Below are 21,200 nucleotides of genomic sequence, written 5' to 3'. Positions count from 1 at the left end.
TTGACCGGCTTGCCCGCCGTTATCATGAAGACTCCCGATATTGCCATTTCTTCATGCAGGCGCGATTCATGAATCCTTCCACTTTGATCGGTATTGCCGCCAGCGTCATGATGCTGGCCAGTGTGTTGTTGTTGAGCGCCGAGTCGGCGGCCAGTTTCATCAACCTGCCTGGCCTCGCCATCGTGCTGACCGGCACCCTGGCGGCGACCTTCATCAGCTATCCGCTGCAGGAGGTGGTACGGGTGGTACGCCTGGTGGGGCTGGTGTTTCGTCGTGAAAACAGTTACGTGCATGACGATATCCAGGAACTGGTGAGCATGGCCCGGTTGTGGTTCAAGGGCAATGTACGGGCCGTGGAGACTGCCTTGACGCGCACCCGCAACCCCTTCCTGCGCACCGGCATCCAATTGGTGATCGACAATACCCGCGAGGAGGAAATCCTCGATCTGTTGCGCTGGCGCATCGCCCGCATGAAAGCCCGTGAGCGCGCCGAGGCACAGATCTTCCGCACCATGGCGCTGTATGCGCCGGCGTTCGGCATGATCGGTACCCTGGTGGGGTTGGTGAATATGCTGGAAGTGATGGCTAGCTCGGAGGTCGGCATCATCGGCGAGCGCATGGCGGTGGCGCTGCTGACGACATTCTATGGCATCGTGCTGGCCAACCTGGTGTTCAAGCCGATCGCCGTAAAGCTGGAGCGGCGAACCGAGGAACGCCTGATCGCCATGAACATGGTGATGGAGGGGGTGTCGTTGATGTCGCGACGGCGCTTGCCATCGTTCATCGAGGAGACCCTGAAGTCGTTCATGGCCAATCACCACGACGAAATCCGTGACGTAGCCATGGCAGATGGCGCAGCGCCCGCGCCAGCAAGCTGGCGCACCAAGCTGAACCGGCGGGTGAGATCGGGAACCGCCGATGCGTGACGATTATCGCCTCGATGCCCGCAGCGGCGCTCAGCATGAGGAGCTCCTGACCCCAGGGATGCAGGAAGAGACCGGCACGGTGTGGATGGTCAGCTATATCGATGTCATGACCCTGCTGGTGGCCACCTTCGTGTTGCTGCTGTCGCTTTCCAGCCGGGTCGGAGGGAGCAGCGACATGAGCGAGCCGGTGGAGGCAGCGCCGGCACTGGCCTTGATGCAGCAATCGCCTGCGCGCTTGGGGGTGCCATTGCCGGAAGCGGCCCTGACCACCCCTGTCGCAACGCCGAGCTCGCCGACGGTCAACGATGCCCGTCACATCGATCCGCAAGCGGTGGTCGTGGCGTTGGGCGAGGCACGTCGTCAGCCGGAAGCTCCGGTCACCGAGACACCCGAGGTGGTTGCCCCAATGGACCTGAAGCTCGATACGCCACTGGAGAACCTCGTGGTGGTGGTGACGGCGAGCGAGCCGTCGGGCATGCAGCAACTCGATCCGCGGGCTATCGAAGTGGCGTCGACCTTGGCCGACTCGCTCGAGCAGCGCCTGGCCGCAGCCCCGCGCCTGCCGAGTCTGGAAGGCGTAACCGTCTCGCACGTGGCCGAAGGCATCAGCCTGCGTGTCGAGGATCACCTGTTGTTCGAATCGGCCGCCGCGGAACTGATCGGCTCAGGCCGTGACGTGATCGACAGCCTGCTGGCTATCATCCAGCGCTACGAGGGCGAGGTGTCGGTGGAAGGACATTCCGACAGCCAATCGATCAACACCGAACGTTTCCCTTCCAACTGGGAGCTGTCGAGTGCCCGCGCTATTGCCGTATTGCGGCACTTGCAGGCGGCCGGTATCGATGGCTCGCGCTTGAGGGCGGTGGGCTTGGGTGACACGCGTCCCATTGCCAGCAACGATACCGCGGAAGGGCGGGGAAGGAATCGGCGGGTCGAGGTGATCGTACACCTGGATTAGGACAGGCTGAAAATCGCTCGACGGCTTTTCATCTCAATCCTGTGTCCTGCGATTCGGTTTCTTCTTCTTGTTCTTGCTGCTGACCGTGAACATGGCGCCCTTGATGAGCAGGGTAATGGCGAACACCATCCAACCGGCGCTGGCCAGCACGTTGAACAGCAGCATCTTCTGTGCGCCGTTCAGTGGCGACACCAACGCCTCGATCAATACCGCCAGCAATAGTGCCAGCAGCAGTGGCAAAGCGAGAACGTGCATCCACATTTCCGTACGCCGGCGGCGAATCCGGAAGCGGCCCAGTATCAGGCGCATGGGGCGATGACCCCAGGTAACCAGGATGATGGTGCCGACCAGGCTCAAGGCGCCCATGGTGGGCATGGTGGTACCTTGATGGATCGAGAACGACACCGACCAGGACAGTAACAACCACATCAAGCCTTCGAGCATGGCGATGGCATCTGCTGAAGTGCGGGCTACACGCATTGAAAACCCTCTTGATGGCGTCATGCCGATGGTACGGGATATTGCGCTTGTTGTCGGCAGCCTATTGGCTCGAACCATGAATGTGCTCCTCCTCTGATGGCAAGCCGTGCTGCGATCTCCAAGCCTGGCTGTGTGACTCCTCCCTTTGATATTTCCGCTATTTTTTGCCCCGCAAGCCTCTAGATGACGGCCCATGAAGGCTATGCGCTAGCATTAAAAAATGCCGAGGTCAAGGCCATTTTCATAATACTAATTCCGAAGCCTGTTCTCAGTCTGACTTATCACTAGTTATTAGTGTTCCTCATTGAGGCAGGAATAAAAAAATCAGCATGTAAAAATTCCAATGACATGTAAACTTGTGTATCGAGGGGTGTCTTCTTGTAATCAATGATACCTAAATAACGAATATTGGCACTCGAATTACACAATAAGATACTTACATGGCCTTGGGGATAGCCAAGTAACAACCCCGGGGCGGTAGCGTGGGGAAAAGAATGACTGTTGATGAAACCTGGTCTCCCTTGGAGAGGCGGTTACTCGTAGTGCCATTGGCAGGTACCATATCTGGATATGCGGCGCCTGGTGGGTACATCGACGATGACACTGACGCCTGGGGTATCGACCACTTGGTGAATATCGAGTTGTTGACTACTGAGTTGACGATGGCAGCAGGAGCCGAGCGCCGTGAGGCAGAGATTGATAATGCCGAGCGTCGTGATGGCTCCTTTTTTTGTCTCTACCTTTTTTATCCCTACATCGGTTGTGCGCGGATCGCTGGCAGAACCGTTAATGAAATCTGCAGCATTCTGATGCCACACCGGCTCAAATGGCTTAGTGGCTCTCTCCTGTATCGAATTTTTACTTGGAGGAGCGGTTTCTGTGAATAACTTTTCTCCGCATGATGGTATGCCTCCAAAGCCTGGCACTCCTGCCATAATTTATAATCCTGTGATACCCAGCGATAGCATTGATGTGGCCCGCTTGTTGGGTATGCTTCTTGACTATAAATGGTGGATCGCCTGTGTCGTTTTGGTGTTCACACTAGGAGGCATCGTCTATGCATCACTGCAGACACCGATTTATCGAAGCGATGCTCTAGTGCAGGTGGAGAGTCGAAGGTCGGTGAGTCCCATAGGAGGGCCTGAAAATAACGGCGATGAGACGATTCAAGGAGCAAGCATCGCGGCAGAAGTAGAGATTCTCCGTTCACGCATGGTGTTGGGTAAGGTCGTTGATAGGCTAGGCCTTGATACTATCGTTTTCCCACAAAAATTACCAGTGATCGGGGACTATGTGTTGCGAAATAATATTACCCGACCTGACTTTAGTGGACTGCCGCTGATCGGTGAGTGGTTGAATAATGCCAATCATCCTGCATTATGGGCTGACGAGAACATTGAGATCATGCATTTTGATGTAATCGATGATCTCCGTGGGCAACCTTTGATACTCAAGGTATTGGGAGGGGAAAAATATCGTCTTTATATGAATGAAGAGATTCTGGGCGAGGGTAGTCCGGGTACGGAAGCGCATTTCCTTAATGATGCTGTTCAAGTGCGAGTAAAAGCACTGAATGCACACGCAGGTGCTGAATTCACACTGATAAAGTTATCTCGACTCGGTGCTATCAATGCATTGGCCTCTCGACTGTCAATATCCGAAGTGGGGGGGACTAACCGGGGGCCCAGCACTGGTATGCTTCGAGTAACATTGACAGGGGCCGATCGTAATGAAATCCGCCAAACTCTGGATGCAATCGTCGATACTTTCCTGATACAGAATGTCGAGAGAAAGGCGGAGGCGACTCAGCGGAGCCTGGCCTTCCTTGAACAGCAGGCACCTGAGCTTCGCACTAGATTGGCAAGTGCCGAGGACCGACTGAGTGAATACCGTGCAAGTGTAGACAGTGTTGATGTCGATGCCGAAGGGCAATCCATTATCAAGCAATTCATTGATATCGAGCGCCAAGTCAACGAAATTAGCATCCAGGAAGCCGATGTGGCGCAACGTTTTACTCGCAATCACCCGACTTATCAGTCGTTGTCTCGACAAAAATCTTACCTGGTTACAGAACGTGATCGTCTCAATCAACGTGTCAATGCAATGCCCGCTGCTCAACAAGAAGTCATTCGCCGTACTCGAGATGTGGAAGTGACGCAGGCCATCTATGTCAATGTGCTCAATAAACTTCAGGAACTGGAGTTGGTCAAGGCTGGTACCGTTGGCACGCTTCGCGTTATCGATACCGCTGCCGTTGGCGGTGTTCCTATCTACCCGAAAAAAGCCAGTATGGTCGGAATATCATTCGTATTGGGTCTGCTAGTTGCAATTATTGCTGTTGTGGTTCGTGGTTTATTCAATCGTGGGGTAGAAAGCCCGGAGCAACTCGAGAGCTTGGGTTTCCCCGTCTACGCTACTGTTCCCTTGTCGGGCGATCAAGCACGATTGGACCGTGTATTTCGGCAGCGACGCCACAAAGCTGGAAATCCCGGCATTCTGTCCAATAGCCATCCTACCGATACCGCTGTCGAAGCGCTTCGAGGGCTTCGCACTGCCCTGCATTTTGCCATGCTGGATGCTTCGAATAACTGTCTCATGATCTGTGGGCCGAGCCCCGGTATTGGCAAGAGCTTCGTGGCTTTAAATCTAAGCGCAGTGTGTGTGCAAGGGGGGCAACGTGTTCTTGTCATCGACGCGGATTTGCGAAAAGGTAACTTGCATTATGCTTTCGGTCATGCATCTGCAAAAGGTCTCTCAGAAGTGCTGAGTGGCCGGTTAGATCTCTCAGCTGCGATCAGATCCAGCGGTGTCGACAGGTTTGATTATCTCTCTCGTGGTATAGCTGCACCTAATCCCTCGGAGCTATTGATGAACGTTCGTTTCGCCGAATTGATGGAGAAGGTTAGTGAAGAATATGATCTCGTGATTCTGGATACCCCACCGGTATTGGCTGTTACCGATGCGGCGATTATTGGCAAGTTGGCGGGAACCACGCTTATGGTAGCACGTTTCCAGATGAACCCTCCCAAGGAAATAAAGCTTGCCTTCAGTCGGTTGGAAAATGCTGGTGTTGAAGTTAGAGGCTGCATCATTAATGGAATGCAGCGCAAGGCGGCGGTTGCCTACGGCTATGGTTATTACCAATATTCATATACTTCCGGTCGGCAAAGGAAAGGTCTGGCTGAGCATGTATAATTTCTATGCTGTGAAAATTTAATAGATGAGTGAGAGGTATCATCAAGTGCATCGCAGTAGTTGAATTATCAGCGACGATATTTAGGGCGCATATTAATGGAGAGGTCGCATGAAGGGGATCATTCTCGCCGGTGGTTCCGGTACACGTCTTTATCCTATAACCATGGGAATATCTAAGCAGTTGCTGCCCATCTACGACAAGCCGATGATTTACTATCCTCTCTCGGTTCTGATGCTGGCAGGAATCCGAGATATTCTAGTCATCACCACTCCCGATGAACAGTACTGCTTCAAGCGCCTCTTGGGTGATGGCAGTCAGTTTGGCTTAAACCTTGTATATGCTGTGCAATCCAGTCCTGACGGTCTCGCCCAGGCATTTATCATTGGTGAATCGTTTGTTGGACATGATTCCGTATGCCTCGTGTTGGGAGACAATCTCTTCTATGGTCAGGGGTTTTCCCCCATGCTTCAGAAAGCAGCTAGGCAGGACAAAGGGGCAACAGTCTTCGGTTATTTGGTCAAGGATCCGGAGCGTTTCGGCGTAGTGGAATTCAATGAAGAAAAGCGAGTTATCTCTATTGAAGAAAAGCCTGAATATCCCAAGTCGCGTTTTGCTGTGACCGGGTTGTATTTTTATGATAATGATGTGGTTAATCTGGCCAAGAAGGTTGTTCCCTCCGGTCGTGGTGAGTTGGAAATCACCAGTATCAACCAAGCTTATCTTGCACGTGGAGATTTGAGAGTGGAGGTGCTGGGGCGTGGTTTTGCATGGCTGGATACAGGGACTCATGAAAGTTTGTTGGAAGCTTCGCAATTTGTAGAGACAATTGAAAAACGCCAAGGCTTCAAGGTTGCCTGCCTGGAAGAAATAGCTTTCAATAATGGATGGCTGACAGCCAATGAACTCTCCAAAGCAGGAAACGACCTTTCCAAGAATGGATACGGAAAGTACCTTCTGGAGCTGGTGAGAGAACTATGATCCCGGTTACCAAGTCTTACTTGCCAGATCGTGAAAAATATTTTCGCTATATCGACAGCATCTATGCTCGCCATTGGTTGACCAATCATGGCCCTCTTGTACAGGAATTGACTCGGCGACTTGAAGTGTATCTAGAGATAGAGAACTTGCTGTTGGTGGCCAACGGTACCCTTGCTCTGCAGATTGCCTATCGAGCCTTGGGGCTGTGTGATGGAAAGAGTAGAGCCGCAGCCATTACCACTCCATTCAGTTTCGTTGCCACCACCAGTTCGTTGAAATGGGAAGGCATTGAGCCAATCTTTTCTGATATTGATCCTTACAGTTGGTGCCTCGACCCCAAGCAAGTGGAAGCGGACTTGAGTGAAGATATTCGGGCATTGGTACCGGTACATGTGTTTGGAAATTCTTGTGCCGTTGAGGCATTGGAGCTCATTGCCGCCACCCATGGGCTCAGCTTGATCTTTGACGGGGCACATGCTTTCGGCGTCAGGTATCGGGGAGAGAGCCTACTCCAGCATGGCGACGCCACCACCCTCAGTTTCCATGCCACCAAGCTGTTCCACACTATCGAAGGCGGAGGCATTATCTTCCGCCGCAAGGAGCACCTTGAGAGGGCTCGCCGGATGATTAACTTCGGGATGTCGGTCACCGGCGAGATAGGTGACTTAGGCATTAATGCAAAGATGAGCGAGTTCCAAGCTGCCATGGGACTGTGTATCCTGGACGATATTGATGAAATCATGGAGAAGCGTGCTGAGCTCTGGTGCCATTACCACTCAAAATTGAATGAAATAGTTAAATTTCAGTTAACCAGTGAAAATTGCACTAGAAACTACTCGTATTTTCCGGTTGTATTTGAAAGCGAAACCATGTTAATGAAAGTTAAATCCTCTCTTGAGGAACGAGACATTCATGCTAGGCGTTATTTCTATCCCTCTTTAGATGATCTATTGTATACTACGCCTTGTGTAAGAAAAGAAAATTCCAAGTCTATTTCCGAGAGAATTTTGTGCCTACCGCTTTATCCTGAAATGAGCCTAGAAGATTCTCAGAAAGTCATCGATGTCATCTATCGGGCGGTGAAATGAAAGTGGCAATCATGCAGCCATATATTTTTCCTTATATCGGCTATTACCAGCTTGTTGCCTGTGCGGATAAATTTGTCATCTATGATGATGTGAATTATATAAAAAGAGGCTATATTAACAGAAACTATATATTGGATCATGGAAAAAAGAGACGGTTTACTATTCCGGTCCCTGGTGCCTCAATTCACAAGAAAATATCAGAGTTAAAATTTTCCAGTGATGTTGAGGCCCAGTTGAAAGGCATACAGCACGCCTATTCAAAAGCTCCTTGTTACGATGATGTTTTTCCAATTATAAAAAAGGTTTTTGAAGGTAGGGATAGAGATATATCTGAGGTTTGTTGCGACGGAATAAAAAGTGTTTTTGACTATCTCGGCGTCAATGTTTCTATGTGTAGTTCTAGTCAGATTGATTATGATAGAGAGCTTTGTGGGTCTGAGAAGTTGATGAATATTTGTGATTCTTTAGGTGCTCGCGATTATGTGAATAGTGTTGGTGGGGAGAAATTGTATGATAAACATTATTTTTCATCCAGAGGATATAATCTCTCGTTTTTAAGAACCAATGATTTTGGCTATTCACAGGCTGGTGTGAGTTGCTTTATTTCTAACTTGTCCATGATCGATACGCTAATGCGATGTTCCAAGGACGAAGTTGGGGAAATTCTCCACAAATACGACTTGGTGTAACTGTTCTACCTCATGAATTGAAAATCTAAGTTTCTATGCTGTGGCCGCATGATAAGAGAAGATATAAAAAACATGATTGTTAATGAGCAACAAAGTCAGCAGACTGATTTTTTTTCTATTACTGATATAAATGCTTACATTGACAAGATCATGAGTGCGGCTGATGTAGTAGCGCACTACAAGAACGGAAGCCTGATTGGCTTTGTTGCGTTTTATTGCAATGATGAAACAATGAAACAAGCTTTTGTCAGCATGATTGTTGTTTCTCCCGAAATGAGAAGTACTGGTGTTTCCTGCAGTCTGTTAGAGACTGTGGTGTTCATGGCAAAGAGAAACGAAATGAAAAAGGTCTGCCTTGAAGTGAAAAAAAGCAATCATCGGGCTTTTAGGTTTTATGAAAAGAAAGGATTTAAGGTCAAGAGTCAAGATGAAGTAAGTTATATTATGGAATTGCTAATCTGAGTTTCTCAGCTTTCTTATAGAATCTTGTCGATATGTAATACTGAGGGATGAGAAATGTATGAATTAATGGATGTTGGATCATTTGATAGGGAAATGGACGGAAAGGGATGGGTGGTTTTCAGAAACGCGATTCCCGATAATTTGGTTAATAATTTGAGAGAAGATTGTCTAAAATGGATTGGTATTTGCGCTGAATATCAGATCAAGAATAATATTAACGAGGCTGGGGACGGTACCGCTCATCAAGCTGTGGGCAAAGGAGACAGCATAGATGATTTTCTCGACATGCATCTTTTTCATGACTATCTTTCACGATTCTTCGATGGCAAGCCGTACGCCTTAAATGCATGTACCCCGGTTGGTGGTTTTCCCAGCGCTGATATCTATATCCATAAGGTGCACCGGGATGTTGGTAGCTACATACCTGGTTACAAGTTGAGAATTAATATGTTGGTTATGCTTGATGATTTTACATTGGAAAATGGGGCCACTAAAGTATTATCCGGTGCACATCTGAGAGAAGACAAACCGAGTGATTACGACTTTGATAAGGAATGTGACACGATCCTTGGTCCGGCTGGTTCTGTAGCCTTGTTTAACTCTTACCTATGGCACAAGGGAGGTGCTAATACCACTAAAAAGAATAGGGTTGCACTCACTCTAAGCTTTGGGAGGCCTTTTATAAAACCCCAACTCGACTATGCAAGAATGCTAGGAGAAGAGTACGGCAAAGACCTGTCAGAGTTCACAAGGCAGGTGTTGGGATATAATTGCAGAGTGCCGACTAATCATGATGAGTGGTATAAACCTGTTGCAGAAAGGCTGTATCAAGCTAATCAAGGTTGAGAAACCTGGCATTTCTTCAAGTGATGATCACCCCTAATGATTGATCAAATAATACTGGCAAGCGCTTTAAATTCTTATTTTTTTGTTTGTTCTGAGTCAGTATTTGGGATTCTACAATCCAGGCTAAAACGTGATTTTCGATCATTTAGTTTTATTAATAAAGGTAATGCTTGACTTATGTATAAATCCATTAAGTCTCTTTACTTTCTTTTGACGAAAGAGCAGCGTAAGAAATTGCTCTGGCTTCAGGTGTTGGTCGTCATCATGTCCTTTGCGCAGATAGCCAGTGTAATATCCATCGGACCCTTCATGGCTATCGTCGGCGACATGAGCCGATTGGAAGGACAGGGAGTGCTAGCCAGGCTTTATCAAGGCAGCGGGTTGAGCTCACCTTTCGAGTTTTTATTCTGGCTAGGCATCGTCGTGTTGGTGGTTTTGATTATGGCGGCAATAGTCTCTATGTATACCACTTGGCGAATGTGCATGTATGGTGCCAAGGTTGGTGCCGACATAAGTAACCGTTTATTTAATTATTACATGCAACAGCCGTGGTTATTCCATGTTGGTGGAAGCAGTAGCACCTTGACCAAGCAGATAGCTCAAGAATGTCAGAGAGTCAGCACGGGAATTATAAAGCCCTTGATGGAAATGAACGCAAAATTGGTTCTGTCTGTCATGATGGCTTTAGCCATATTTCTTTATAATCCTGTGGTTGCAATTGCCGGGTTGCTGATATTTTCATTTTCATATTTCATTCTCTATATCAGTGTACGGCGCAGGCTGATTAAAAATGGTAGATTGATGTCGAAAATTCAGACATTTCGTTTCAATATAATGGCGGAGGGTTTTGGAGGTATCAAAGACACTTTGGTATTAGGTAGACAAAAGAGCTTTATTTATCGTTTTAGTAGAACAAGTGATGAATATGCGAATGCTTATGGAATAACTCAAGCATTAGGGCAGGTCCCTAGTTACGCAATGGAATTAATCGCATTTGGCTCTATTATTTTCCTGGTGCTTTATCTTTTATCAGTGCATGAAGGCAGCCTTGGCCATATTCTGCCCATTCTTTCTGTATATGCACTGGCAGGTTTCAAGATGCTGCCAGCATTTCAACAAGTCTATCGTAGCATCTCTAGTATCCGAAGTAATATAGCCGCTTTCGAAGCTATCCATGAAGATTTGAAAGCGTCTTATGGCCAGCGGCTGGTAGCGCGTGATAGCGACGGTGAACCTGAGAGCACTCCGCCTCTGACTCTTAATCACAGCATTGCGCTAAGAAATATCATATTTCAGTATCCTGGTAAGGACTCACCAGCGCTGAATGGCTTGACTATCGATATATCAGCCAACAAGGTCGTGGGTTTGGTGGGATCTTCCGGGTCGGGAAAATCTACTGCTGTCGATATCCTTCTAGGATTGTTCAATCCGGACTCAGGGCAGGTTCTTATTGACGGAAAACCACTTTATTCTCTTGATGATCGAGTATGGAAGAACACGGTTGGGTATGTTCCTCAAAGTATCTTTCTAGCCGATGCTACTATTCGTGAAAATATTGCTTTTGGATTGCCACCGGAAAAGATAAATGAGGATAGAGTGAAGAAGGCAGCTAGCTTGGCGCATCTAGATGAGCTTCTAGAAAGTCTTTCACGTGGTCTAAACACAAGAGTGGGTGAGCGAGGGGTTCAGCTTTCAGGAGGGCAACGTCAACGCATCGGGATAGCTCGGGCCTTATACTGTGATGCCAGTGTTTTGATTCTTGATGAGGCTACTAGTGCACTTGATGGCATCACGGAAAAGATGATTATGGATGCTATCCATGATCTCTCCGGAAGCAAGACAATTGTCATGATTGCTCACCGACTGGCAACAGTGAGTCAGTGTGACTGCATTTATCTGATGGTTGACGGGAGAGTTGTTGACAAGGGGAGTTATGAGGAGTTGGTAGGCAGAAACGAGATTTTCCAACGAATGGCCCAGCATGTTTGATAAAAGACGCTATATCCTGCCGCAGCGAGCGACTTGATAATTATGAAACTCTCACATTTGTAAATGGTGATTCGTCTTTAAAAAAATATTTCCAATTGATTTCTTTATATTGTGAAATTTAAGTTGTCTAGCTGTTGTCTTGTCGGGGAGTACTAACAATGGATTTGAGCAGTGCCAGGATTCTCGTCACTGGAGCGGACGGCTTCATTGGCTCACATCTCACGGAAGCGCTTGTCGAGCGTGGTCACGAGGTGAAAGCCTTGGTGATGTACAACGCCTTCAATAGCAGGGGGTGGCTGGACCAGGCGGCACCAGCGGTGCAGCGCAACCTGGAGGTTGCCGCCGGTGATATCCGCGATCCTTACTGGGTACGTCATGCCATGCACGGTTGCGATATTGTCTTTCACCTCGCAGCCCTGATCGCCATACCCTACTCGTATTATTCCCCAGATACCTATATTGATACCAACATTAAGGGCACACTGAATATCCTGCAGGCAGCACGCGACCTGGAAGTCTTGAGGGTGGTGCATACATCGACCAGTGAAGTCTATGGTACAGCTCGCTACGTTCCCATCACGGAGGACCACCCTCTGCAGGGCCAATCGCCTTATTCTGCGTCCAAAATCGGTGCCGACCAGCTTGCGCTTTCCTTTCATCGTTCATTCGCCACACCAGTCGCACTGATTCGACCATTCAACACCTATGGACCTCGACAATCCGCTCGTGCGGTCATTCCCACTATCATCACTCAGATAGCCTCCGGATCACGCCGCTTGCAGTTGGGCGCGCAGCATCCCACTCGTGACTTCAGTTTCGTATCCGATACAGTCGATGGCTTTATTCGTATAGCCGAGTGTGATGACGCAGTGGGTGAGGTCATCAACGTCGGTAGCGGATTCGAGATCAGTATCGGAGATACGGCGCGCTTGATCGCCGAGCTGATGGAAAGTGAGATCGAAATCGAGACCGATCCGCAGCGCCTGCGCCCTGGGGCGAGCGAGGTCGAACGGTTGTGGGCGAGTACCGAGAAGGCTGAAAGATTGCTGGCACACAGACCAGTCCTTGGTGGAATTACTGGACTGCGTTATGGGCTAGGGAAAACTATCAAGTGGTTTTGCGAACCTGCTAACTTGGCTCGTTACAAGTCTCACTCTTATAATCTCTAGCATTTCTCGACCAAGACTCGCATGACGTACCTAAAGATAAATTTTACATTGACTGTTGAAGGCCCAATCAGAATATTGATTGCGTTCTGAATTTATATATAAAGTCTAATAGGTAAACTTGTCTAGTATTGGGGGCTTTTAATGTTTAAAGAAGGTGATCCGGCTCCTTATTCGCTTGAGCCTCTGTGCGAAGAAGAAATTACTAAAAATTGGAATGATAAGGAAGTTATGGTAAGCATTCTTTGTCCAACGTTTCAACATGCTGGCTACATTGAGGATGCGATAAAGGGTTTTCTTGGCCAAAAGACTGGATTCAGATATGAAGTGATAATACGAGATGATTGTTCTACAGATGGAACGAGAGAGATAGTGGATAGATATCAAAAAGCATATCCCAAAATCATACGGACGATTTTTGAAGCCATGAATCGTTGGCCAACTGTAAAAGCTTTGCCAATACTTTTATCCGCTGCGCAAGGAAAATATATAGCTATTTGTGAAGGCGATGATTACTGGATTGATGAATATAAGATTCAAAAACAAGTAAGATTTTTAGAGAAAAACGATAATATTTCATTATTAAAAACAAAAGACTTGTCAGTGGAGGATGGGGTTATTATATCACCTTTGAGAGCCGGTGGGACGAGAACATTTATGTATCCATCAAGAATTAAAATCCCGGAAAAATTTGCATGCCGCTGTTATTTTGGCGATATATTCTTACAAGCAGTTCTGAGAACACAAGGTGATTTTTATACTCTAAATGATGTTACTGCTGTATGGAGAAAACATTCGGGTGGTGTCTTTGGTGGTTTGATTGATAAAGATTCAGAGTTCATTAATTTGCAACGCTCGCAAACTAATTTTTGGGTCGCACAGTACCTTTATGAGCAGGGGAACCCGCGTTCTGCTCGTCGGCACGTAGTTCGCAGTTTAAATAATATTATGGATGCTAGTCCAAATGATAAAAAGTTAATAATGGCCACCCTTTATTTTAACTGCCTTTTATCTTCTGCAAAGGATTTCATGAAGAATATGATCCTCAGAAGTGCTGAATGAAGAAGTCAGGAATATTAACTTTGTATTGTCTTGTTGCTGTGAATATTTAATAGAGGTTGGTATTCATCAGAAGGTGTTTTTATTTAAAATCAATGAATACCGGAGAATAAAATATGACTCATGAAGAAGTTCTCCAAACGACTGGCTCTGATCTTTTTAAAATAATGGATGAATGCCAAATAAATTATGTAAAACACTCTTCGCTTCTTCCAGTCTCGGTGCTTCCTTGGGGGAATGACATAGATATTATAGTTGACCCCGGAGATAAGGGGATATTTTTGGAAGTATTGAAAAAATTCGACAGCGATAAAAGTAATAAAGACTATCCAGGATATATGGATGTCTATGCGATCCGCAGCTCAGGAATGGTTGTTGCGATTGATGTCCTATGGGGAATGGTGGTAGAGATGGCCGGAAAAGAGGTTTGGAGCTTACCAATGATAGCGCGCCATGAGCGTGTCAAATTGGAATGCGGAGGCTATCGACCTGATTCGGCAAACACTCTTATATTTCTGGCTTCTCGTTATTCTTCAATTCATAAAGGTGTTTATAGTTTAGAAGATGGATGGTCCAACAAGAGTCGTGAGAAGTGGCGGCACTACTATGATGCATTTTCAGAAGAGATCGAAGATGTGAATATTGTCGATGTTATTGAGAATATTGATGAATATGTCAGGTCATGTCGTGTAAGCATAGGTGATGAGGCATGGCTTAAAAAGTTGAGAAATTTTTTTCGCATTAAAAACATATCCACTTCAAATTATGGGATTTAATGTTCTGTAAAGTAGGTGATCGGTCCAATTGATAAATCTGCTAAAATTAATTGTGCCATGTTTCAAAGTTTAAAACTAATATTTGTCTCTTGGAGAACCCAATGGTTAAACAGTTAGTTGTTTCTGTTGGCGCTGGATCTGCTCAGAGAGTTTTTATTGAGAAGCTTAAAGCGAGAGAATACAAGGTTGCAGCATTTGGCTATGGGAAAAATGACCCTGATACAGTAGCCTTGTGCGATTATTTCAAGGATATTGATACAGCAAATGCTGAAGAAGCTATCCGTTGGCTTAAAACACTAGAAGGAAAAATTTCAGGAGCCGGCTCCTTTTCGGGTGGAAAGGCGATCGATACACTCCAGCACATTGATCGAGAATTCTCCTTGTGCACAAAAATCCCAAAGAAGCTTTCAGTAGGAATGAATAAATTTATGCAGCAAGTTTTGTATAAAGATCTGGGTGCAGGCCATATTGAGACTTTTCCTGTGGGTAAGCTTATGAAACACATTGCTCACATTAAGTTTGAAAAAGACTATATCGTCAAACCATCTGTAGGGCGAGGAAGTTCTGGTGTTTATAAAATACCAGGTTTGGATTTGATTAAAAAATATTTTAGAAAAGAGTTAAAGGGTGATGAGGTTATCCAAGAATGTATTTCTGGAAAGGAATATCGTGTTTTGGTTCTGGTTCATGAAAAAGCTATTAAAATATTGTCTCCAATAAAAAGAGAGTCCAAGGAGGGTGGATATCTGTTAGGGCGTCTATCGGTTGATTTGGATGTGTTGGATTTGTTGAGAAGCTACTTTGACAGTCTATTGCTTAAGATGGAGGTAAATAACACGATATTAAAAGCTGATGTGTTGATAGATAAAGGTAGAATCAAATTGATTGAAGTGGATATTGGTGTTGGCGGCGGGGAATACTTTGGAAATTATGTATCAGTGATTGAAGGCATTGATTTGATTGATGTGTACATTGATTTGATAACTGGGGGGAATATTGAAGACAATATGCGTTTTAGAAAGAAGGATCAGTATGTAATGGACTATTTTTATTTAGATAAGGGGGGATGTTTAATTGATAGCGAAAGTCTGCAAAAAAAGATGGAGTTTCTTTTTGGTGATTGTATAATTCAGTTCAATTCGTCCCGCAATAAGGAAACAATTGGTCGAATTGAAGTGAATTCTGATTTTGTTCTTAATGTTATTCATCAGAGAAAGGAGCTCTCAAGTGATGACGTTAATGGGTTGTTGACGGATTGTATAGTGCAGTATGATCTGAAAGCACAACCTTTTAGTTTCTCATGATTGTAGTGTGTGATTTTGTTATGTCTTTGGGTTTCCTTTTTGGCCAAAAATATTTTCATGAAATATCGTTGGCCGCACCCGGCCTCCTGACTCCACTTTATGGAAAATAATTTTTCGTTTATTTGTGAATCCGGGGGCTAGGGAATGATCAGTAAAGCTGTAATTGTTTTTTCAGGGTTTAATCAAAGAGCTGTGATATCTTTTTTGAGAACTCTTGAGGAAGTCAATGTTCCATATGGAATAATCGCACATTCTAACCATGACTCGATTTATCAGACAAGCTACAAGGAAAAAATTTTAGCAGTTAGAGATTGTAAATATCTTGATTTTTTCGACATGATGGGAAAGATCAAGATATTACAGAGTAGGATGCAGGCGGAGAAATATGTGATTGCTCCTTCAACTGAAGCACTTAATCGAGTTTTATTGGATAATCAAGACGCTCTTTTAGAAGCTGGTTGCGAAGTCCCTTTGGTTGATGTTGATACATATAAGAAAATATCAGATAAGCATCCTTTTGGAAAGATATGCAGGAGTAATGGTATTGCCGTGCCAAATGAATATGAAGAGATAGCTCAAGCAAGCTATCCGTTTGTGGCGAAACCAAAGACATATTTTTCACGAGAGCGCCATGTTTATTCTCCGATGCTGATTTTTAACGCTTACGACAAGGCAGCTTTTTTGTCAACTTGCGATGAACAAGATTTTTATTATCAGGAGTTCGTGGACGGTGAAAGTTACTATTTGCTTTATTACTTTAAAAAAAGTGGTGGGGTGATCAAGTTCTCACAGAAAAATTTTGTGCAGCAGCCAGGGGGGAAGTCAATTATTGCAGCTGAAAGTTCTGATTTCCATCAATCTGATGAATCTTTGAAATACGAGGCGTTATTTAATTTTCTGGGTTTTTATGGGTTAGTCATGGTTGAAGTGAAAAAGCATAAACAAAAGCCATACATGATAGAGGCAAATCCTCGTTTTTGGGGGCCCTCTCAGCTCTTTGTCGATGCTGGCATTAATTTGTTTAAGTACTTTATACATGATTGTGAATTAACGAAATATGAACCAGATACTTTAGATACAATCAAGAAGGTGAAATATTTCTGGTTTGGTGGGCTTTTGGAATCCTCAGGTAAAGGTCGCCTCGTGTTCCATGAGGATGATGAAGGCGATTTTTTAAACAACTTGCCTGAATGGTTGAAGTATGACGTGCATAATAGAAAAGACACTTGCGAAATTTTCAAGAAAGAGCTGGGTGTGGCCTCAATGAGCAACCACGTAAAACAATAGATTTCAAGACTGCTGTCGAAGTCCTGGCCAGGACTTTGCTGATCAACGATTTGTTCAGCAATAGAGGATAATGTGAGCGATTTCTTCGTGTTGGGTGGGGGCGGACATGCTCGCGTGTTGATTCATGCTCTCAAGCGACTCGGCCATGACGTGCATGGATATACGGCGCTGAGCGATGAAGGGGAATTCATGCAGACGCCTTATCTGGGCACCGATGACGCTTTCGAGCAACTTCAAGGGTCTCTATCTTCCTGTGCCGCCTTGGGGATCGGCAAGACCGGTGTTCAGACTCGACGCCTCGACTTTCTCGACAAACTTCAAGCGTTGGGATTTCGTGTGCCCGTCATTCATGCCCCGGGAGCGATCTGCCACGCAGGGGTCCAGGCCGGTGAAGGCACTGTTGTACTGGACGGTGCAGTCGTCGTGATCGGCAGCCGCTTGGGTCGTGCCTGTATCGTGAATACCAATGCCACCGTCGACCACGACTGTGTGCTGGGGGATGACGTACACATCGCACCGGGCGCGACGCTCAGCGGTGGTGTCGAAGTCGGAGACCACTGCATGATCGGGACCGGTGCCAACCTCATTCAGGCCATTCGCGTTTGTGCCGACTGCATGATAGGTGCCGGAGCCACCGTGGTTCGTGACATCAGCATACCCGGAGTTTATGTGGGGACTCCCGCCAGGAGAATCGCATGATCGATACTGCTGCTTGTTTCGTGATCGCTGAAGCTGGCGTTAATCACAACGGCTCGCTGGATCTCGCCCTTGAATTGGTCTCACGTGCCCGTGAATGTGGCGCCGATGCCGTCAAGTTTCAGACCTTCAAGACCGAACGTCTCGTTACCCAGTACGCTGCTAGCGCGGCCTACCAACGACGGGCGGTACCGCAAGCACCTTCACAGCATGCCATGTTGAAAGCGCTGGAATTGTCGGAAGACGATTTTGTAAGGATTCAAGCGCATTGTCGAGCCAGTGATATCGAATTCCTCTCGAGCCCCTTCGATGAAGACAGCGCAGAGTTTCTCGATAGGCTTGGCATGCGCCTCTTCAAGATCCCATCGGGGGAAATCACCAATGGCCCTCTGCTGGAGACCGTCGGACGTTTTGGCAAACCGGTCATCCTGTCGACAGGAATGAGTTGGCTGGCAGAAATAGAAGCTGCCATAAAGACCTTGGTGGCCGCGGGTGCCGGTGAAATTACGCTTCTGCATTGCGTTACCGAGTACCCCGCACCCTATGCCGAGATCAATCTGTCGGCCATGCATACCTTGGCCAGCGCCTTCGGCGTGAAGGTAGGGTACTCCGATCATACCGCGGGCATCGAGATTCCCATCGCGGCGGTGGCCATGGGGGCGGTGCTGATCGAAAAGCACTTCACTTTGGATACCGGCATGCCTGGCCCCGATCACTCCGCCTCTCTATCGCCGGCAGACTTTCGAAGCATGGTACAAGCTATCCGGCACGTGGAGAGTGCCAGGGGGGACGGACGAAAACGGCCTGCGCCCTGCGAATTGGCCAACCTCGAGGTGGTGCGCAAGAGTATCGCTGCCGAACGGGACATCGCTGCCGGGGAAATCATCTCTCGTGAGGATCTGACGCTCAAGCGACCGGGTTCGGGGCTCTCGCCGCTATGGCTTGACGCTGTGGTGGGGCGCCGTGCCGGGCGCGCCATTGGCACCGATGAACTCATTGACTGGCGGGATCTGGCATGACCCGGCGACGGTTGTGCGTGGTGACCACCACGCGGGCCGACTATGGCCTGCTGTATTGGTTGTTGCGCGAGATCGACGACGACCTTGAACTGGAATTGATGCTGGTGGTCACTGGCACGCATCTCTCCACGGAGTTTGGTCTGACCGTTCGCGAAATCGAACGCGACGGTTTTCGCGTCCACCGTCGAATAGAGGTCTTGCTGGCCTCGGACAGCCGAAGTGCCATGACCCGCGCCATGGGACTGGCCATGCTCTCCTTTGGTGACGCCCTGTCCGAGGATCATCCCGACCTGGTGGTGCTCCTGGGGGACCGCTTCGAGATCGTACCGGTGGCGTTGGCCGCTGTGGTCGAGGGGATCCCGGTGGCGCACCTGCATGGGGGCGAAACCAGTTGTGGTGCCTTGGACGAGTACTTTCGGCATGCCGTGACCAAGCTGGCCAGTATCCACTTTCCGGCCACTGAGCCGTATCGTCGGCGGATTCTGCAGATGGGAGAGAATCCGGACCGGGTCTTCAACTTCGGCGCCCCCGGGCTGGATCACCTGCAGCGTACCGAACTGCTGAGCCGAGAGGCGCTGGGCGAAGCCTTGGGGCTGCCTCGAGAGCGACCAGCGGCCATTGTGACCTACCACCCGGTCACCGGCGAGGCGGATGATACCGCCGAGGACCAGGTCAAGGCCCTACTGGAAGCACTGGAATCCTTTCCTGACTTGTTCGTGGTCTTTTCCAAGGCCAATGCCGATGCCCAGGGTCGCACCATCAATGCTCTATTGGCTCGTTGGTGCGAGCAGCACCCAGAGCGAGGCCGGTTGTTCGATAACCTGGGGCACCGTCTGTATCTGAGCTGCCTTCACCATCTGGACCTGATGGTCGGTAATTCTTCCAGTGGTCTGATCGAGGCTCCCTCTTTTCGTCTACCGGTAGTCAATGTGGGCAATCGCCAGGAAGGGCGGATACAGGCCCGAAACGTCATCCAGGTAGATAACGATACCAGCGCCATTCGTCAGGGCATTGTCCGGGCCTTGAGTCCAGCATTTCGCGCTGAGCTGGTCGATATGCATAACCCCTATGATGGCTTCGGCGATGGCGGCGTCTCGCTAAGAATCAAGGAAATTCTGAAGTACATTCCGCTCGATGCGGACTTGTTGAAGAAGCGATTTCACGTTCCCGAGCCCTGATGGATAGGGTCGGAAAGGGAGGCAATGATGCTCGACTCATTATTGATCGGTGAAGAGCGCAAGGTCCTTGAGGCGCTGTACCAGTTGGAAGAAACCCAACGCAAGATTCTGTTCGTCACTGATGAAGGTCGTCGCCTGCTAGGAACCTTGACCGACGGTGATGTCCGCAGGTGGATCCTTGGCGGTGGAAACCTGGATGGTGTGGTAGGGGATGTGTGCAATCGCTCGCCTCATGTCGTTCATGAGTGCCACGATGCGGCCGAGTTGAAAAACACGATGCTCGATCAGCATATCTCATCGGTACCGGTGCTGGATGCCGAAGGGCGTATCGTAGATGTCTTGTTCTGGGAAGAGATCTTCCAACCGAGCGTGCCTCGCACGCGCGCTGCCCCCTTGGAATTGCCCGTGGTGGTCATGGCTGGGGGAAAAGGATCGCGGCTTGCCCCCTTCACCAATGTACTGCCCAAGCCACTGATTCCTGTGGGGGATAGGACAGCCATAGAAGTGATCATCGATTCCTTTGTCGAATCTGGTGTCGGTGAATTCTATCTTTCTGTCAACTACAAGTCGAAGCTGATCAAGGCCTTCTTCGACGAACTCGCACCGTCCTACCGTCTTCACTATGTCTACGAGGATCAACCGCTGGGGACAGGCGGCGGCCTGCATGCCCTTGCCGGGAAGCTGGAAGGCGATTTGATCGTCACCAATTGCGACGTGATCATCAAGGCAGACTATCACGCCCTTGTAGATCATCATCGTCAGGAAAACAACGATATCACCATGGTCGTGTCGTTACGCAACTACGATATTCCCTATGGTATCTGCGATATCGTCGACAATGGGCAGCTTTGCGCAATGCGGGAGAAGCCGCATTACAACTTCCTGGTCAATACCGGTCTCTACGTTCTTCGTACGGCAGTACTGGACTTGATTCCCGAGAATAAATTCTATCACCTGACCGAGCTGATCGAGGATGTCAGACAACGCGGGGGCCGAGTTGGTGTCTTTCCCATTAGTGACAAGGCCTGGCTGGATACCGGCGAGTGGCAGCAATATTGCGAGAGTATTGCTCAGTTGAGGGCGGCATCGGTCTGAATTTTCGC

Annotated in this window: 20 protein-coding genes; 19 read left to right on the top strand and 1 reads right to left on the bottom strand. The window is 48.0% G+C overall.

Going from position 1 to position 21,200, the window contains the following annotated elements; all coding sequences use genetic code 11:
* Positions 1–68 precede the first annotated feature (68 nt).
* Both ACFOEV_RS18230 and ACFOEV_RS18225 read left to right on the top strand, forming a co-directional pair.
* Positions 69–926 carry a motility protein A gene (locus ACFOEV_RS18230; RefSeq protein WP_386776309.1) on the top strand — a complete coding sequence of 286 codons (858 nt, stop codon included), beginning with the start codon at positions 69–71 and terminating at the stop codon, positions 924–926.
* Positions 919–1,884, top strand: coding sequence for an OmpA family protein (locus tag ACFOEV_RS18225; protein WP_386776308.1), 966 nt, complete (start codon positions 919–921; stop codon positions 1,882–1,884). The genes ACFOEV_RS18230 and ACFOEV_RS18225 overlap by 8 nt, the downstream gene beginning before the upstream one ends.
* 33 nt (positions 1,885–1,917) lie before the next feature.
* Here ACFOEV_RS18225 and ACFOEV_RS18220 read toward each other — a convergent pair whose 3' ends face one another.
* Positions 1,918–2,364: a hypothetical protein gene (locus ACFOEV_RS18220; RefSeq protein WP_386776307.1), complete on the bottom strand. Its 447-nt coding sequence runs from the start codon at positions 2,362–2,364 to the stop codon at positions 1,918–1,920.
* Positions 2,365–2,858: 494 nt separating this feature from the next.
* On the opposite strand from ACFOEV_RS18220, the gene ACFOEV_RS18215 reads away from it, so the two are divergent.
* The 17 genes from ACFOEV_RS18215 (at position 2,859) to ACFOEV_RS18135 (ending at position 21,192) form a co-directional block, all read left to right on the top strand.
* On the top strand, positions 2,859–3,251 hold the full coding sequence (locus ACFOEV_RS18215; protein ID WP_386776306.1) for a hypothetical protein: 393 nt from the start codon (positions 2,859–2,861) through the stop codon (positions 3,249–3,251).
* Positions 3,244–5,559 (top strand): polysaccharide biosynthesis tyrosine autokinase, encoded by a 2,316-nt coding sequence (locus ACFOEV_RS18210; protein WP_386776305.1) that lies wholly within the window; start codon positions 3,244–3,246, stop codon positions 5,557–5,559. The genes ACFOEV_RS18215 and ACFOEV_RS18210 overlap by 8 nt, the downstream gene beginning before the upstream one ends.
* A gap of 109 nt (positions 5,560–5,668) precedes the next feature.
* On the top strand, positions 5,669–6,538 hold the full coding sequence (gene rfbA, locus ACFOEV_RS18205; RefSeq protein ID WP_386776304.1) for a glucose-1-phosphate thymidylyltransferase RfbA: 870 nt from the start codon (positions 5,669–5,671) through the stop codon (positions 6,536–6,538).
* Positions 6,535–7,626 (top strand): DegT/DnrJ/EryC1/StrS family aminotransferase, encoded by a 1,092-nt coding sequence (locus ACFOEV_RS18200; RefSeq protein WP_386776303.1) that lies wholly within the window; start codon positions 6,535–6,537, stop codon positions 7,624–7,626. Before rfbA ends, ACFOEV_RS18200 begins: the two co-directional genes overlap by 4 nt.
* On the top strand, positions 7,623–8,315 hold the full coding sequence (locus ACFOEV_RS18195) for a WbqC family protein (protein ID WP_386776302.1): 693 nt from the start codon (positions 7,623–7,625) through the stop codon (positions 8,313–8,315). Before ACFOEV_RS18200 ends, ACFOEV_RS18195 begins: the two co-directional genes overlap by 4 nt.
* Positions 8,316–8,363: 48 nt before the next feature.
* Entirely contained in the window at positions 8,364–8,777 is a 414-nt protein-coding gene (locus ACFOEV_RS18190) for a GNAT family N-acetyltransferase (protein ID WP_386776301.1), read from the top strand.
* Between the two features lie 54 nt (positions 8,778–8,831).
* Positions 8,832–9,623, top strand: coding sequence for a phytanoyl-CoA dioxygenase family protein (locus ACFOEV_RS18185; protein WP_386776300.1), 792 nt, complete (start codon positions 8,832–8,834; stop codon positions 9,621–9,623).
* A gap of 177 nt (positions 9,624–9,800) precedes the next feature.
* Positions 9,801–11,612 (top strand): ABC transporter ATP-binding protein, encoded by a 1,812-nt coding sequence (locus ACFOEV_RS18180; protein WP_386776299.1) that lies wholly within the window; start codon positions 9,801–9,803, stop codon positions 11,610–11,612.
* A gap of 158 nt (positions 11,613–11,770) precedes the next feature.
* The gene (locus ACFOEV_RS18175; RefSeq protein WP_386776298.1) at positions 11,771–12,781 is read left to right on the top strand and encodes an NAD-dependent 4,6-dehydratase LegB; all 1,011 of its coding nucleotides are present in this window, start codon (positions 11,771–11,773) and stop codon (positions 12,779–12,781) included.
* Positions 12,782–12,922: 141 nt separating this feature from the next.
* Positions 12,923–13,840, top strand: a complete 918-nt coding sequence (locus ACFOEV_RS18170) for a glycosyltransferase family 2 protein (protein WP_386776297.1) — start codon at positions 12,923–12,925, stop codon at positions 13,838–13,840.
* A 113-nt stretch (positions 13,841–13,953) separates the two neighbouring features.
* Positions 13,954–14,613 (top strand): hypothetical protein, encoded by a 660-nt coding sequence (locus ACFOEV_RS18165; protein WP_386776296.1) that lies wholly within the window; start codon positions 13,954–13,956, stop codon positions 14,611–14,613.
* A gap of 101 nt (positions 14,614–14,714) precedes the next feature.
* Positions 14,715–15,917, top strand: coding sequence for an ATP-grasp domain-containing protein (locus tag ACFOEV_RS18160; protein WP_386776295.1), 1,203 nt, complete (start codon positions 14,715–14,717; stop codon positions 15,915–15,917).
* A gap of 144 nt (positions 15,918–16,061) precedes the next feature.
* Positions 16,062–17,204 (top strand): hypothetical protein, encoded by a 1,143-nt coding sequence (locus ACFOEV_RS18155; protein WP_386776294.1) that lies wholly within the window; start codon positions 16,062–16,064, stop codon positions 17,202–17,204.
* A 72-nt stretch (positions 17,205–17,276) separates the two neighbouring features.
* A complete protein-coding gene (locus ACFOEV_RS18150; protein ID WP_386776293.1) occupies positions 17,277–17,903 on the top strand; it encodes an acetyltransferase in 627 nt (208 codons plus the stop codon).
* Entirely contained in the window at positions 17,900–18,919 is a 1,020-nt protein-coding gene (gene neuB, locus ACFOEV_RS18145) for an N-acetylneuraminate synthase (protein ID WP_386776292.1), read from the top strand. The genes ACFOEV_RS18150 and neuB overlap by 4 nt, the downstream gene beginning before the upstream one ends.
* Positions 18,916–20,097 carry a UDP-N-acetylglucosamine 2-epimerase gene (gene neuC / locus ACFOEV_RS18140; protein ID WP_386776291.1) on the top strand — a complete coding sequence of 394 codons (1,182 nt, stop codon included), beginning with the start codon at positions 18,916–18,918 and terminating at the stop codon, positions 20,095–20,097. The genes neuB and neuC overlap by 4 nt, the downstream gene beginning before the upstream one ends.
* Positions 20,098–20,121: 24 nt before the next feature.
* Entirely contained in the window at positions 20,122–21,192 is a 1,071-nt protein-coding gene (locus ACFOEV_RS18135) for a nucleotidyltransferase family protein (RefSeq protein WP_386776290.1), read from the top strand.
* Positions 21,193–21,200 lie beyond the last annotated feature (8 nt).

Source organism: Litchfieldella rifensis, assembly GCF_042646605.1.
In the GTDB taxonomy this organism is placed as follows: Bacteria; Pseudomonadota; Gammaproteobacteria; order Pseudomonadales; family Halomonadaceae; genus Litchfieldella; species Litchfieldella rifensis.
This window is presented reverse-complemented; position numbering and strand designations above follow the sequence as displayed.

Bases quoted from the DNA above. Each gene is read 5' to 3' on its own strand.
- ACFOEV_RS18230 (WP_386776309.1), top strand. From the start codon at position 69: ATGAATCCTTCCACTTTGATCGGTATTGCCGCCAGCGTCATGATGCTG.
- ACFOEV_RS18225 (WP_386776308.1), top strand. From the start codon at position 919: ATGCGTGACGATTATCGCCTCGATGCCCGCAGCGGCGCTCAGCATGAG.
- ACFOEV_RS18220 (WP_386776307.1), bottom strand. From the start codon at position 2,364: ATGCGTGTAGCCCGCACTTCAGCAGATGCCATCGCCATGCTCGAAGGC.
- ACFOEV_RS18215 (WP_386776306.1), top strand. From the start codon at position 2,859: ATGACTGTTGATGAAACCTGGTCTCCCTTGGAGAGGCGGTTACTCGTA.
- rfbA (WP_386776304.1), top strand. From the start codon at position 5,669: ATGAAGGGGATCATTCTCGCCGGTGGTTCCGGTACACGTCTTTATCCT.
- ACFOEV_RS18200 (WP_386776303.1), top strand. From the start codon at position 6,535: ATGATCCCGGTTACCAAGTCTTACTTGCCAGATCGTGAAAAATATTTT.
- ACFOEV_RS18195 (WP_386776302.1), top strand. From the start codon at position 7,623: ATGAAAGTGGCAATCATGCAGCCATATATTTTTCCTTATATCGGCTAT.
- ACFOEV_RS18190 (WP_386776301.1), top strand. From the start codon at position 8,364: ATGATAAGAGAAGATATAAAAAACATGATTGTTAATGAGCAACAAAGT.
- ACFOEV_RS18185 (WP_386776300.1), top strand. From the start codon at position 8,832: ATGTATGAATTAATGGATGTTGGATCATTTGATAGGGAAATGGACGGA.
- ACFOEV_RS18180 (WP_386776299.1), top strand. From the start codon at position 9,801: ATGTATAAATCCATTAAGTCTCTTTACTTTCTTTTGACGAAAGAGCAG.
- ACFOEV_RS18175 (WP_386776298.1), top strand. From the start codon at position 11,771: ATGGATTTGAGCAGTGCCAGGATTCTCGTCACTGGAGCGGACGGCTTC.
- ACFOEV_RS18170 (WP_386776297.1), top strand. From the start codon at position 12,923: ATGTTTAAAGAAGGTGATCCGGCTCCTTATTCGCTTGAGCCTCTGTGC.
- ACFOEV_RS18165 (WP_386776296.1), top strand. From the start codon at position 13,954: ATGACTCATGAAGAAGTTCTCCAAACGACTGGCTCTGATCTTTTTAAA.
- ACFOEV_RS18160 (WP_386776295.1), top strand. From the start codon at position 14,715: ATGGTTAAACAGTTAGTTGTTTCTGTTGGCGCTGGATCTGCTCAGAGA.
- ACFOEV_RS18155 (WP_386776294.1), top strand. From the start codon at position 16,062: ATGATCAGTAAAGCTGTAATTGTTTTTTCAGGGTTTAATCAAAGAGCT.
- neuB (WP_386776292.1), top strand. From the start codon at position 17,900: ATGATCGATACTGCTGCTTGTTTCGTGATCGCTGAAGCTGGCGTTAAT.
- neuC (WP_386776291.1), top strand. From the start codon at position 18,916: ATGACCCGGCGACGGTTGTGCGTGGTGACCACCACGCGGGCCGACTAT.
- ACFOEV_RS18135 (WP_386776290.1), top strand. From the start codon at position 20,122: ATGATGCTCGACTCATTATTGATCGGTGAAGAGCGCAAGGTCCTTGAG.